Here is a 12,280-nt window from a genome sequence, read left to right as displayed (position 1 = left end):
ATCGGGACATGGCCAACAACCGCACTTTGACTGCCGCCAACGCGATCCTGCTTATCGGTGTCGAAAGCCTGTACCCTGCTGCCGTGCGCATTCAGGGCTTCAGTTCTGACGACATCACCGACATGGATTCGATTGATCTGACCGAAACCAGCATGGGCATTGATGGCCGTCTCAGCGCGGGCTTCGTGCCCGCGCCGGTACGCCAGAACATCACCCTGCAGGCGGACAGCGTCTCGAACGACATCTTCGAGGCTTGGTCGAATTACGAACGCAACAACAAGGAAAAGCTGATTGCGTTCGGCTCCATCATCCTGCCCGCGACGAACCGGCAGTACATCATGCAGCGCGGATTCCTGCGCACCTATTCGCCGTTCCCAGCTGCCCGCAAGACGCTGCAACCGCGCCGGTTCACGCTGGAATGGCAGTCGGTCACTCCAGTCCCCTATCTTCTCTGAGGTCTAGATGGCGCGCAAATTTAAGACAGTCACAATCGAGGCGGAGGGCCGCGACAAAGGCAAGTCGTTCCTGATCGTGGAAATGTCGGCGTACAGCGCTGAACGCTGGGCAACGCGGGCGCTACTAGCTCTGTCGCGGGCTGGCGCAGAAGTGCCCGACGATGCGCTCTCAGCAGGCTCTCTGGGCCTTGTGCTGGTCGGCCTCAATGCGCTGCGCAAGCTGCCTTATGAGGAAGCGGAGCCGTTGCTGGAAGAAATGCTCGGGTGCGTTCATTTCGTTCCCGATGTGACGAAGACGGACCCCATGTCGGGCCGTCCTGTCACACGTGGGCTGATGCAGCCTGATGCGTTCAACGACGGCGATATCGAGGAAGTCGCCACCCTTCTGAAGTTGCGGGAGGAAGCAGTCGGCCTGCACTTGGGTTTTTCTCTGGCCGCCGCGCTGCAGACTATGGCGGCGACACTAAATTCACGCCGGCAGAGTTCATCAATGTCCCCCGAACCTGTGGTGCCGTCATCGGAGCAGGCCGAGCCAGCCTGATCGAGCTGCAGTCCGTCTATTCGGTTGAGGACGTTTACGATCTGCTAGAAGTCATGAGTGTGGACGCTGAAAACGAGCGGCGCGCGCATGAGGCGGCGACAAAGGAATAGGGGCGACCCTTTCGGATCGCCCCTACCGGATTAGCCTGCCAAGCGGAGCCTAGGCCCGCCTCGCCGTACCTAGCCAAACCACACCTTGCCTGCCTTGCCACGCCTTACCAAGCCTAGCCGTGCCCAGCCTCGCCTGCCATGTTTCGGACCCTCAGGCGGCCCGAGCCTGATCGATCGCAGCAAAAACATCCGCCAGTTCGATCAGCTCTGCATAGCGCTTCCGCCATGCCTCCAGTTCCGCGAATGCTTGGGTGACAACCTGCCTGCGCAGATCCTCGTCGGACATCGCATGTTGCACGCTGGTATAGGACCGGTCGCGTTCCTGCACCACCGAAACAAACGCCCGCATCGGCTTCATATCGGGCGCTTCTTCAACCACGACTTCGACAGACCGAATAACCTGCCGGGCCTGTTCGACGCGGTAATTCTGTGCCGCTACGTTGTCGTCCCACTCAAACAGATCATGCAGCGGATTGCGGGCCGACTTGGCGTTGTGGACGACCCACTCCGGCTCAAGCCTGCCATTGTGCTTGGTGCGGATGCGCTCCAGTTCTTCGCCAGCCTTCTGGGCATCGACCGAGACGGGCAACCGCGCACCCTGTTTCCATTTGTAAATCATTCACCTTCGCTCCCGACATGGAACCGACCATAAAGTCCGTTGCGTTCCGGCCGCCATTCACCGATCCCGACGCCAAACCCTGCGACATTCAGCAAGTTGGCGATCTGCTCTGCACTGATGGCGGATGTGTTGAATTTGATCGGTACAGGGATGCGCCATGTCGGAAATTCAGGGCGGTAGCGAATATCTGCTGTGCCCATACCGACGCGCACCATATCTTCGCGCGGTCGCGGTTCACCGATCACCGGCAACATCTCGGTGTCGATGTGGAAGGCACCGCGCAGGACCGTCATCTTGGCATCGACGTATCGAGCCGCGGAAACCATTGCAGCCTTCACCCCGATGGCCGGGAAGCCATAGCCGCCTGTCTCGGTGCGGTAGAAACAGGCTTCATAATCGGCTTCGGGGTCTTTCGCCTCCTTGCCCTTGCTGGCCTTTTTCATCTGCTTGTCGAGCATCTGGCGCTTGGCCTTCTCCGACCATGCGTGAACAATCAACGGGCTGTCTCCGACTAGCATCAACGTGATGGTCTGGATCGAGAGGGCGGGAAGTTCGATTTTCTGTGCAGCGGCCACAATGACCTCCTGTAGTTAAAGGTAAGAAGGGCGGTAGACACCAACCACGCCGCCCAAGATGCGCATCCCGTTGCGGGCAGCATTGGCTGCGCTTGTGATCTCTGGGCATGCGCCGAATGTCTTGGCCCAAACACTGCCGGTTGTTGGACGGCGTTTCAGGTCAACCATAAGGTATCGGCCAGACTGATCACGTGCCGCGCTGTGATCGTCGGGGATGAATTGGAAAGTGCGCATCACTTCGCCTCACGCGCTGCGAGGTAAGCGGCCAGATCGCGGTCAGCGATGATCTTGGCGCCAGTGCTGGCAACAGCAGCTTGGAACGAAGCGCGGTTCGATGTAGGAGCGGGATTAGCCATAGCGTGTAGCCTCACGTTGGTGGTTAGGGCCGGTTGGAAGTTACCGCTTCCTTCCGGCCTGTTTTCGTGTTAACGCGCAATCATGGACATGTCAACTCGTGATAACGTGAAAACACCAAAAAAGAGACCAGAACAAACTGGGGCTCTTGTTGGCACCCGTTTTCAGCCGGAAGCGCTGGCTATGATTGATGCATGGCGGGCGGCACAATCCGATCTGCCCACGCGCCCAGAAGCGATCCGCAGGCTTGTCGAGAAAGCGCTGGCGGGGTAGCCATCGAACCCGAGGGGGAGTCGATGTTCCTGATCACGCTATTTCTCTGGTTTTGTTGCGCGTTGGTGTGTGAAGCAGTCGCTTCATCAAAGGGGCGTAGTGGACTTCTCTGGGCTGTTGGTGGGTTACTTTTCGGACCTTTCGCCATCCTTGTTATTGCCGTCCTGCCGAAGGATCAGGAAGCTATCGACTGGAGAGAGGTCGCGCGCGGGAGGAAGCGCAAGTGCCCGACTTGCGCGGAATTGGTTCAACGGGAGGCTTTGGTCTGTAGATACTGCAGCACAGACTTGCCGCTATCGGTTGATGATCGCTCCGCGCTTGGCCGGGCCTTCGATTGGTTTCTGCGCATCTAACCCATGCCCTACCCTGAGGTTACAACCTCGGAGCGGTCATGGGCACGCATGTTTTAGACGCATTCTTGATCACGTTCGGCTTGGACCCCAAGGGGTTCGAGGATGGGTCGCGGCGCGTAGAGGACGAATCAAAGAAGCTGCAAGAGAACCAGAAACAGCTTTTTGACGGCATTGAAGAGACGGGCCGCAAAGCTGGGGAAACGATCAAGGGTCTGAGCCGGGAAGTCGTTGGCCTAGGCATGGCGTTCCTTGGTGCAAAGTCGATCACCGGCTTCCTGTCTGACATCGCAACCGGCGCGGCGTCTGCTGATCGCTTTGGTCAGATTATCGGGATGTCCACCGAGAAGGTCTATGCTTGGCGCAAGGCCGTCTCGGAAATCGACCCAAGCGGCGGCGCGGCGGCGGCTGACACCTCCCTCTCTGCTATCCAGAACGTCAAGATGGGCTTGGTAACTGGCCGCCCGGATGCTCAGGCACTCGGCACATACGCACGCCTTGGCATAACGGCTGGAGACCTTCGAAATAGTGATGCCGGTTCCATCCTGTCCAAGCTGGCGGGTGCGAAAGACGGCATGGACCCGCAGTTGTACGCAAACCTGCTGCAGCAGATCGGATTGCCCGCTTCCACGATAAGCCTTCTGATGCAGGGAAAGTCGTCCGTTGATAAGCTGATTGCCAAATATGAGGCAGACACAGAGGGCCTGAAAGAAGCCGCCGAAGAGCAGAAGAAGCTGCAGACTGCGATTGTTGAATTGCAATCTGCTATTTCCGAAGACTTAGTGCCCGTCCTCACCAAGGACATCCTTCCGGCGCTGCGCACCATTGCCAATTGGATCAAGATGGCAGCTGGCGGCGTTGAAGACCCCCAAAGTGCAAGCGAGTGGGGGCAGCGGATCGTCAGCGACTTGTTCACTGGCAAGCGCAATGCATGGGAAAACCTTTACGAATATCTTGGCCCTGAAAACGGCAAATGGATACCAGATTCGTGGAAGAAGGGCGGCGGCGACAACTCAAAGCTGCATGCGATCACCATGCAAAGTGAGTCCGCTGGGAACCCGAATGCCGTTTCGGTCAAGGGTGCGCGCGGACTGATGCAGGTCATGCCAGGCACTTCCCGCGACCCCGGTTTCGGTATCCGGCCATCTAACGGCACAAAAGCTGATGATGTGCGTGTTGGCAAAGAATACTTTGATAAGATGATGGAACGCTATGGCGGCGATCCCGCAAAGGCGTGGGCTGCTTATAATTGGGGGCCGGGCAATCTTGATAAGGCGCTCAAGCTACACGGCGGCAACTGGCTTGCGCATGCGCCCGACGAGACAAAGGGGTATGTCGCCAAAAACATGGCATTGCTTCGAGGGTCCACCCCCAACGCTGGCCTGATGAGAATGCAACAATCAGCAGGTCAGAAATCAGGCGGCTTCGGCTTCCAGACAGTCACGATCAACGGCATGGTTATCCACACCAAAGCCACCGACGCCCAAGGCATCGCCCGCGATATCCACGGCGCGCTGAACAGGCGTTCGGCGATGGTAAATGCAGACCGCGTGGTGAACCCCTGATGGCTGGTCCTGTCTTTCCCGATGTGCCCAAGGTTCCCGGCGTTCCTGCGGTTGCGCGCAGTGCGCTTAATCCTGGCACCGCGACAGAACCGCAACTGACGCAGGATAGCATCACGGTCACGGCGGCGGCGCGTGACCAGTGGGGTGTTTACTCTGCTGACGGAGCGCAAGTCCTTTTCCCCGATTCAATTGAAGCAATCGGGTATGATGCCGAATACCGCATTGCAGACTATCCTCTCGAAGAGGGTAAATTCGAAAGCTACGACAAGGTTGCACTGCCGTTCCAGAACCGCGTCATTCTGACCAAGGGCGGGACGTTAATAGAGCGGCAGGCCTTCATTCGTAGCGTCGAGGAAATTCGCAGCGACCTCAAACTCTATTCCATCGTCACGCCGGAATGGGTCTATCTCAATGCCAACGTTACGCGCGTATCCATTGACCGAAGCCGCGAACAGGGCGGAGGAATGCTGCGAGTTGAGCTTCAACTGCAAGAGGTGAGGCAGAACGCGACCGCATCGTTCACGCAGACCCGCGATCCGGCCAGCGCCAAGCCGGTCAACAATGGCTCTGTGCAGGCCAAGCCGACCAACACCGAAACGGCGGTGGTGCAATGACCTATGATATCCCTCTGTCCGCTGTGCCTTCGCAAGTGCTTACGGTTCAGCTTGCGGGCAATTCGTGCCGCATCGCCGTCTACCAGAAGCGCACCGGACTCTACCTCGATGCCAGCGTGAACGACCGGCTTGTGCTGTCTGGCATCCTTGGCCGCGACCGAACATGGCTGGTGCGTGGCGCACATATCGGTTTTCCGGGCGATCTGACGTTCGTTGATGATCAGGGCACCAGCGATCCGCACTACACCGGTCTTGGCGCGCGTTACCGGCTTGTCTGGCAGGCATGACCTTCGCGCGGCGCATCATCAACCTGCAGTTCCAGCTTGGCCAAGGCAACTTCGGCGAGGCGGGCAGCGATACCGTGACGCTTGAAGGCCTGCGGTGCAGTGTGGACATTGTCCGCGCGGGCATCGCCTTCTCGCAGGCGCAGGTTCGGGTTTGGGGTATGCCGCTGGATCTGATGAAGCGGCTGACGGTCACGCAGCAGTTCTATGTCGAGCAGCGTGTCAACAATCGCGTTTTGATCGAGGTTGGCGAAGAGCGCGACGGCAAACAGTTCGTCGGCACATGCTTCATTGGTACGATCTGGGAGGCGTGGGTTGATGCCCGTAACGCGCCGGATGTTTCATTCAACGTCGGCGCCAATTCCTCCCTTCTGCAGACCAGCAGGCCCGTGCCACCTCTCAGCTTCAAGGGAGGCGTAGATATTGGCATCGCCATGCAAGGCATCGCTGACCAGATGGGATATGACTTCGAGAACGCTGGCGTGATTGCAACGCTGCAGAACCCTTACAAACCCGGCAACCTCAAGAGCCAGATCATTTCGCTCTGCAAAGATGTCGGCTGCAATGTCGATGTGGATGAGGCCCGCAAGATCATAGCGATCTGGCCGAAGAACGGGCGGCGCGGCGGAGAGGTGGTGAGGGTCGCTCCAGACAGCGGCCTCGTCGGATATCCTTCGTTCACACAAGGTGGGATCACCTTCACCACACTCTACAATCCGAACATCACTTTTGGTCGAAACATCAGCATGGAAAGTATCGTTCCGGCCGCCAATGGCGAATGGACGGTCATGGGGTTGGCGCATCGCTTGGAATCCAACATCCCCGGCGGCCAGTGGTTCACCGATGTGGAATGCTATTATCCTGGGGGTCCGCAATGACAGAGCGCGTAAGCGGCCAAGGCAGTATCTTGAACGGCCAGACTGACGAGGCGCTGATGCGCTTCATAGCCCAGCAGGAAGTCAACGGCTTGGCGACCACAACGCTTGTCGAAGTGGTGGCAGTTGAAGGCGATACCGTGGATGTGCAGCCGCTGGTGAAGCAGGTGGACGGCGCGGGCAATGGTATCGACCACGGCATTATCCACGGCTTGCCGATTCATGCGATCAGGGCTGGGGCATGCGTGATCCGCATCACACCGCGCGTTGGTGATATCGGCGCGGCACTGTTCTGTCACAGCGATATTTCAGGCGTGAAGGCCAATTTGAAAGCATCGGTGCCGGGGTCGGGGCGGCGCTATGACTGGTCCGATGGGCTTTATCTAGGCGGCTTTTTGCCCAAGACCACACCAACCACGATCATCGAAATAGACGCCGACGACAATGTCAGCATTGCGGCCCCGGCGGTCAAAATCGACGTCTCTGATGCGGTCGAAATCACTGGCCCGGTCACCACGGACACCGAATATCGCGTGGACGGGGTGAAGGTAGTGGGCGCGCAAGGCGGTGCGATTACAGACCCGACCGGTGGCGCGACAATCGATGCCGAATCGCGCACTGCCATCGGCTCCATTCTATCGGCTTTGAGGGCGCATGGCCTGATAGCGTAGCCTAGATTATCATGGCTGCAACGCTTCTCCTTGACCGTCAGACTTGGGATTTGGCGCTCACCGCCAACGGCGACATTGCTGTGGCGACAGAGCCTTATGCGTTGGAGCAGGACGTCGCATCGGAGTGCCGCGTATTCGAGGGCGAATGCTACTACGACACGGCGCGCGGCATTCCCTACCTGACATCGATCCTTGGCCGACCAGTGCCGGTGCAAATCCTGAAAGAACAGCTTTCGCAGGCCGCCCGGCGCGTTCCCGGTGTCCGTTTCGCGACCGCATACCTGACTGACATTTCGGGCCGCTCCGTCTCTGGGCAGGTCCAGTTCAATGCCGGGACAACCACGCTATGACCACCAACGTCCCCTCGGCGCAGTTCACCGCCGCTGGCCTTGTCGTACCCACCGAAGAGCAGATCAGGGCTGGCCTGTGGGCTGATTTTCAGGCCGCGTTCGGGGGCAATCTCAACGAATCCGATGCGACACCACAGGGGCAGTTGGTCACCAGTCTGGCCGCGACCATTGGCGCCAGCAATGACCTGTTGCTGCAGCTCGTCAATTTCGTGGACCCTGCCTTTTCCTCGGGCCGGATGCAGGATGCCATCGGGCGCATCTACTTCCTGACGCGCATCGCTGCCACGTCCACGCTGGTGCAGGCGACATGCACGGGCGCAACGGGCACGCTCATTCCGGCGGGCAGTCTGGCGCTGGCCAGTGATGGCACGATCTACCAAAGCCTTGGCGATGCAACGGTTGGTTCCGGCGGTTCGGTGGTGACGACCTTTGCCGCAATCGACACCGGGCCGATTGCCTGCCCTGCTGGTTCGCTTTCCACGATCTACCGCGTCGTGCCAGGCTGGGATACGATCAACAACCTTGCCGACGGCATCATTGGCCGCGACGAGGAAACGGCGGCAGAGTTCGAGAAGCGCAGAGCCGCATCGGTGGCTGGCAATGCGTCTGGCATCCTTCCTGCGGTGCGCGCGGCTGTTCTGGCTGTTGATGGCGTGATCGATGCTTATGTGACCGAGAACGCGACCGATACGGCGGTCACGACCGGCGGCGTCACCATCGCGGCCAATTCGATCTATGTCGCGGCGGCAGGCGGCACCAACGCTGATGTTGCGCGGGCGATCTGGTCCAAAAAGCCGCCGGGTTGCGCTTACACCGGATCAACGACCGTCACCGTCACCGATACCGAAGGCTATGTGCCGCCCTATCCGACATATTCGGTGAAGTTCACGCGGCCTGTTGCGCTCCCGATCTATTTCGCCATCGACCTTGCCGACAACGGTATCGTGCCGGCCGATGCTGCGGACCAAATCAGGGCGGCGATTGTGGCGGCATTCAATGGTGACGACGGCGGCCAGCGCGCGCGCATCGGGTCAACAATCTATGCGCTGAGGTTCGCGGCCACGGTCACATCGCTCGGGCCATGGGCGCAACTGGTCAACATTACCATCGGCACGACTTCAACGCCGACGGCCAGCGAAATTGCCGTCGATATCGACAGCCTGCCCACCATTGATCCCGATGACATCGCGGTCGCACTGGTATGACCACGCTTGTCGCCTTTTCCTCGGAACCGCTGGGTTTTACCGGTGGCATGGACGGCGGCACCGCTGTTGCGTTCGATGCGCGGCAGACCCTGCTCAGCCAATACGCGAACAGCCCGATTATTGTGGCACTGGTGGAAGCGCTCAGCACCGCGCTGGACCGGCAAGCGGCGGTCAACCAGTTCTATGACGTGGTGTGGAACGTCGAGACGGCGCAGGGCTTCGGGCTTGATATCTGGGGCCGCATTGTCGGTGTGACGCGGGCGCTGTTCGTGTCGGACAGCCTCTACCTCGGGTTCAGCGACAGCAGCGATGCCACGCCGTTCGGTTCTGGCATCTTCTGGGGCGCGGCGCGATTGACGCCGAATTTCAAGCTCAGCGATATCGCGTTTCGTCGCCTGATCCTCGCCAAGGCTGCGCTCAACATCACCGACGGCTCAGTGCCCGCGATCAACGCCATTTTGCGCGCGCTCTTCCCCGAATACGGCAACGTCTATGTGCGCGACAACGGCGACATGACGATGACCTATGTGTTCGGCGCTGCACTGTCCAAAGTAGATTACGCAATCGTTTCGCAGTCCGGTGCCCTGCCAAAGCCGGTCGGTGTCAGTTTCGATGTGGAACAACCCTGATGCAGCAATCCGATCTCCCCACCCGCTTCCCGATTCCTTTCGCTGCCAGCGCAGGGGGGAGCTATATCCGCTCGATCCCGACTGATGCGGTAGCTCCGTCCAGTTCTGATGCCCCTGCCAGCCTGACAGAGGGTTTCCCGCCCGAGACATTCCTGCCCGAAAGCAGCGGCGGCATTCCACCCAACGGCAAGGACTTCAACGGCATCCTGAACCAGATCACGGCGGCGCTGCGGTGGATGGCTGCGGGCGGTGGCGCGATTTTCAATTCTGATTTTGCAACGGCCATCGGTGGTTACCCCAAGGGCGCGCGGCTGATTTCGACTGTGACCGCTGGTGTCGAATGGATTTCGACTGCCGACAACAACACCACCGATCCTGATGGTGGCAGCCCAGCGAATTGGGTGCGCGCGACACCTTATCGCGTCCTGAAAGAGGGCACGCTTTCGTCCACGCTGGTGGCAGGCAGCCAATATACGATCACGTTTCCAGAGCCGTTCGCGACGGCATGCACCAGTTATTCGATCATCCCGATCAACGCGACGGCATCGGCCACCCGCGACAACTGGGTGCAGCGCGTCTCGTTCAACCGCTTCGGCATCACGTTTGTCTGTCAAGGCACGGTGACCGGCGGCGACAACACGCTCGATGGCGTGGACTGGCTTGCGCACGGGTATTGATGATGAACCAAGGACCAAACATGACCAACGTGACGCGGGCCGAGTGGATTTCCTTTGGCGCGCTGGCCCTGAATGTCGCCACCCTGATCTTTGGCTTGGGCGTGATCTGGGCAGACGTGCAGGACCATGACAGGCGCATTTCTGTGCAGGAAGTGAAGATGGATACGCTCGTGCCCAAGGTTGAGCGCATCGACGCCAACGTGGAATTTCTGGCCGAACGTGCGCGGGAAGACAGGGAGCGGCGGAAATGAACCTTATCGACGACGCCCGCCAGTGGTGGCGGCTGCGGTCAAACCAGCTTGCCCTAGTGGCAGGCGCAGTGATGACGGCGGCAATCGAAAACCGTGCCGAACTGCTGGTGCTGATCGATCACCTGCCCGCGTGGGTCCGCCCGATCATCACGATCACGCTGTTCAGCGTGCTGCCAATCGCGGTGCGCATCAGCAAGCAAAGGGACAAGAGCAATGGTTGATCGTGACAATCGGCCAAAGCCCGTCACCGCGCTGAAGCGGGGCACGCTGGCATCGGTGATCGGCATCGCGGCGGCAGCGCTGGTTATGCAAACCGTTCCCGAAGATGAAAGCGGCCGGCATGTGAAAGTGACCATCGCGCAAGATGGCACGGCCAACGTGCAGCACGTGCGCGGGCCGCAATACTTGCGCGCCTATCTGGACATCGCAGGAATCCCAACCGCGTGTGATGGGATCACCAAAGGCGTGAAGATGGGGCAGGTCTATACCGAAGCCGAGTGCGCCTTGCTGCTGGAGCGCGAACTGGTGATCCACGCCCAAGGCGTGATGAACTGCACGCCGGGGCTTCGGCCGGAAAGGCTGGCACCACAACGCGCGGCGGCGGTTTCGCTGGCCTATAACATCGGCGTGGCAGGCTTTTGCCGATCGACCGCCGCGCGCCGGTTCAACGCTGGTGACATTCGCGGCGGATGCGAGGCGTTCATGCCGTGGAACAAGGCCCGCGTGAACGGCGTGTTGCGCCCGGTTCAGGGCCTGACCAACCGGCGCGCGCGCGAACGGGCCATGTGCCTGCGCGGTGTGGCATGATCGCCCGTCTCTTTGCCCCGATGGCCATGAAGGTTGCCGGGGGCATCATCGCTGCCTTGCTGGCCTTCGTTGCCTTGCTGCTGATCCAGATCCACGGACTGCCAATCATCGGCGGCGGGCTGATCGCGCGGCTCGACCGCATGACCGCACTCAACGCCGCCAACGTCGCCAACCACCGCACCACGAAGCGCAACTATGCGCAGGCCATGGTAGACGCGCGCCGCAATGAAGCGCTGCGCCTCGCCCGCGTGAAGGCCGAACAGGAAAGGATCAATGATGACCGGAAAGCCGCTGCGAATGCTCGCCTTGATGCTCTGCGCCACAGGTATGAGCGCATGCTCTCGCAATCCAGAGCCGGAACTGCGGGTGCAGCCGGTGGTAAGCCAGTGCCCAGCCTTCCCGCGCCCGCCTTCGGTGCTGATGCAACGCCCGGTGCGGAAGGACTATCTGCAGCCGAATTGACGCTGGCCGAACGATATGAGTGCAGTGTCAGCGCCACGCAGCTAGACGAACTGATTTCGTGGGTTGAAGCTCAGGTCAAAATCAATCCAAATGGAAAGAACTAAACATGGGAACTTACTCAACAGCAGCCGCAATGCGTGGCATCGCAGCGGGCCGGAACGCATTCTTGGACGCCAATTCGGCAGCGCTAAACGGCGGTTCGGTGCGCATCTACAGTGGCACGGCCCCGGCTGACGCAAATGCATCGCTTTCGGGCAATACCCTAATTGCACAAGCAACGCTGGGCAGTCCTGCATTCGGCGCGGCGTCTGGTGGTGTGGCAACGGCCAACGCGATCACGGCAGACGCAAGCGCCGATGCGACCGGAACGCCAACATTCTTTCGTCTGCACACAAGCGCGGGCGCTGCGGAATATCAGGGCAGCGCAGGCACGAGCGGCACGGAGCTCATCCTTTCTGGCTTGACCGGCGGGCAGATCGTAGCGGGCGGAACGGTTGCGATTACGTCGCTTATCATGACGCAAACGGCAAGCATGGCATGAGCCTGTATAACCGCGTAAAGGTGGCAACGGCCACCACGGGCACCGGGACGATCACGCTGGGCGCAGCGGCGT

20 protein-coding genes are annotated in these 12,280 nt (G+C 60.0%); 17 read left to right on the top strand and 3 right to left on the bottom strand.

The features are described 5' to 3' along the window. Positions 1–8 precede the first annotated feature (8 nt). Both AC2A1F_RS15245 and AC2A1F_RS15240 read left to right on the top strand, forming a co-directional pair. A complete protein-coding gene (locus AC2A1F_RS15245; RefSeq protein ID WP_484209638.1) occupies positions 9–455 on the top strand; it encodes a phage tail fiber protein in 447 nt (148 codons plus the stop codon). Between the two features lie 7 nt (positions 456–462). After that, a complete protein-coding gene (locus AC2A1F_RS15240; RefSeq protein ID WP_484209637.1) occupies positions 463–996 on the top strand; it encodes a hypothetical protein in 534 nt (177 codons plus the stop codon). A gap of 261 nt (positions 997–1,257) precedes the next feature. Here AC2A1F_RS15240 and AC2A1F_RS15235 read toward each other — a convergent pair whose 3' ends face one another. From AC2A1F_RS15235 to AC2A1F_RS15225, 3 genes are all read right to left on the bottom strand, one after another. Next, complete coding sequence (locus AC2A1F_RS15235; protein WP_484209636.1) at positions 1,258–1,725, bottom strand: hypothetical protein; 468 nt, start codon at positions 1,723–1,725, stop codon at positions 1,258–1,260. Continuing rightward, positions 1,722–2,300, bottom strand: coding sequence for a hypothetical protein (locus tag AC2A1F_RS15230; RefSeq protein WP_484209635.1), 579 nt, complete (start codon positions 2,298–2,300; stop codon positions 1,722–1,724). Before AC2A1F_RS15230 ends, AC2A1F_RS15235 begins: the two co-directional genes overlap by 4 nt. A gap of 233 nt (positions 2,301–2,533) precedes the next feature. Beyond that, positions 2,534–2,656 carry a hypothetical protein gene (locus tag AC2A1F_RS15225; protein WP_484209634.1) on the bottom strand — a complete coding sequence of 41 codons (123 nt, stop codon included), beginning with the start codon at positions 2,654–2,656 and terminating at the stop codon, positions 2,534–2,536. An 82-nt stretch (positions 2,657–2,738) separates the two neighbouring features. On the opposite strand from AC2A1F_RS15225, the gene AC2A1F_RS15220 reads away from it, so the two are divergent. The 15 genes from AC2A1F_RS15220 to AC2A1F_RS15150 all read left to right on the top strand — a co-directional run bounded on the left by AC2A1F_RS15220 (position 2,739) and on the right by AC2A1F_RS15150 (position 12,208). Next, positions 2,739–2,927, top strand: a complete 189-nt coding sequence (locus AC2A1F_RS15220; RefSeq protein WP_484209633.1) for a hypothetical protein — start codon at positions 2,739–2,741, stop codon at positions 2,925–2,927. A 391-nt stretch (positions 2,928–3,318) separates the two neighbouring features. Further along, positions 3,319–4,842 (top strand): lytic transglycosylase domain-containing protein, encoded by a 1,524-nt coding sequence (locus AC2A1F_RS15215; protein ID WP_484209632.1) that lies wholly within the window; start codon positions 3,319–3,321, stop codon positions 4,840–4,842. Beyond that, entirely contained in the window at positions 4,842–5,456 is a 615-nt protein-coding gene (locus AC2A1F_RS15210) for a hypothetical protein (protein WP_484209631.1), read from the top strand. Before AC2A1F_RS15215 ends, AC2A1F_RS15210 begins: the two co-directional genes overlap by 1 nt. Then, positions 5,453–5,743, top strand: coding sequence for a phage baseplate plug family protein (locus AC2A1F_RS15205; RefSeq protein WP_484209630.1), 291 nt, complete (start codon positions 5,453–5,455; stop codon positions 5,741–5,743). Before AC2A1F_RS15210 ends, AC2A1F_RS15205 begins: the two co-directional genes overlap by 4 nt. After that, on the top strand, positions 5,740–6,618 hold the full coding sequence (locus tag AC2A1F_RS15200; RefSeq protein WP_484209629.1) for a baseplate hub protein: 879 nt from the start codon (positions 5,740–5,742) through the stop codon (positions 6,616–6,618). Before AC2A1F_RS15205 ends, AC2A1F_RS15200 begins: the two co-directional genes overlap by 4 nt. A gap of 29 nt (positions 6,619–6,647) precedes the next feature. After that, positions 6,648–7,286, top strand: a complete 639-nt coding sequence (locus AC2A1F_RS15195; RefSeq protein ID WP_484209628.1) for a hypothetical protein — start codon at positions 6,648–6,650, stop codon at positions 7,284–7,286. 11 nt (positions 7,287–7,297) lie between these two features. Continuing rightward, positions 7,298–7,636 (top strand): contractile injection system sheath initiator, encoded by a 339-nt coding sequence (locus AC2A1F_RS15190; protein ID WP_484209627.1) that lies wholly within the window; start codon positions 7,298–7,300, stop codon positions 7,634–7,636. Next, entirely contained in the window at positions 7,633–8,841 is a 1,209-nt protein-coding gene (locus AC2A1F_RS15185; protein ID WP_484209626.1) for a baseplate J/gp47 family protein, read from the top strand. Before AC2A1F_RS15190 ends, AC2A1F_RS15185 begins: the two co-directional genes overlap by 4 nt. Continuing rightward, the gene (locus AC2A1F_RS15180; RefSeq protein WP_484209625.1) at positions 8,838–9,470 is read left to right on the top strand and encodes a DUF2612 domain-containing protein; all 633 of its coding nucleotides are present in this window, start codon (positions 8,838–8,840) and stop codon (positions 9,468–9,470) included. Before AC2A1F_RS15185 ends, AC2A1F_RS15180 begins: the two co-directional genes overlap by 4 nt. Further along, the gene (locus tag AC2A1F_RS15175; RefSeq protein ID WP_484209624.1) at positions 9,470–10,147 is read left to right on the top strand and encodes a gp53-like domain-containing protein; all 678 of its coding nucleotides are present in this window, start codon (positions 9,470–9,472) and stop codon (positions 10,145–10,147) included. Before AC2A1F_RS15180 ends, AC2A1F_RS15175 begins: the two co-directional genes overlap by 1 nt. 20 nt (positions 10,148–10,167) lie before the next feature. Next, positions 10,168–10,398 carry a hypothetical protein gene (locus tag AC2A1F_RS15170; protein ID WP_484209623.1) on the top strand — a complete coding sequence of 77 codons (231 nt, stop codon included), beginning with the start codon at positions 10,168–10,170 and terminating at the stop codon, positions 10,396–10,398. Further along, positions 10,395–10,619: a DUF7940 domain-containing protein gene (locus tag AC2A1F_RS15165; RefSeq protein ID WP_484209622.1), complete on the top strand. Its 225-nt coding sequence runs from the start codon at positions 10,395–10,397 to the stop codon at positions 10,617–10,619. Before AC2A1F_RS15170 ends, AC2A1F_RS15165 begins: the two co-directional genes overlap by 4 nt. After that, a complete protein-coding gene (locus AC2A1F_RS15160; RefSeq protein ID WP_484209621.1) occupies positions 10,612–11,205 on the top strand; it encodes a lysozyme in 594 nt (197 codons plus the stop codon). Before AC2A1F_RS15165 ends, AC2A1F_RS15160 begins: the two co-directional genes overlap by 8 nt. Further along, positions 11,202–11,771 carry a hypothetical protein gene (locus tag AC2A1F_RS15155; protein WP_484209620.1) on the top strand — a complete coding sequence of 190 codons (570 nt, stop codon included), beginning with the start codon at positions 11,202–11,204 and terminating at the stop codon, positions 11,769–11,771. Before AC2A1F_RS15160 ends, AC2A1F_RS15155 begins: the two co-directional genes overlap by 4 nt. A gap of 62 nt (positions 11,772–11,833) precedes the next feature. Beyond that, the gene (locus AC2A1F_RS15150; protein ID WP_484209619.1) at positions 11,834–12,208 is read left to right on the top strand and encodes a hypothetical protein; all 375 of its coding nucleotides are present in this window, start codon (positions 11,834–11,836) and stop codon (positions 12,206–12,208) included. The last annotated feature ends 72 nt before the right edge of the window (positions 12,209–12,280 follow it).

Source organism: Novosphingobium sp. HNCC26BN242, assembly GCF_057180525.1.
The sequence above is the reverse complement of the archived record's forward strand: the minus strand, read 5'-3'. Positions and strand labels throughout refer to the sequence as shown.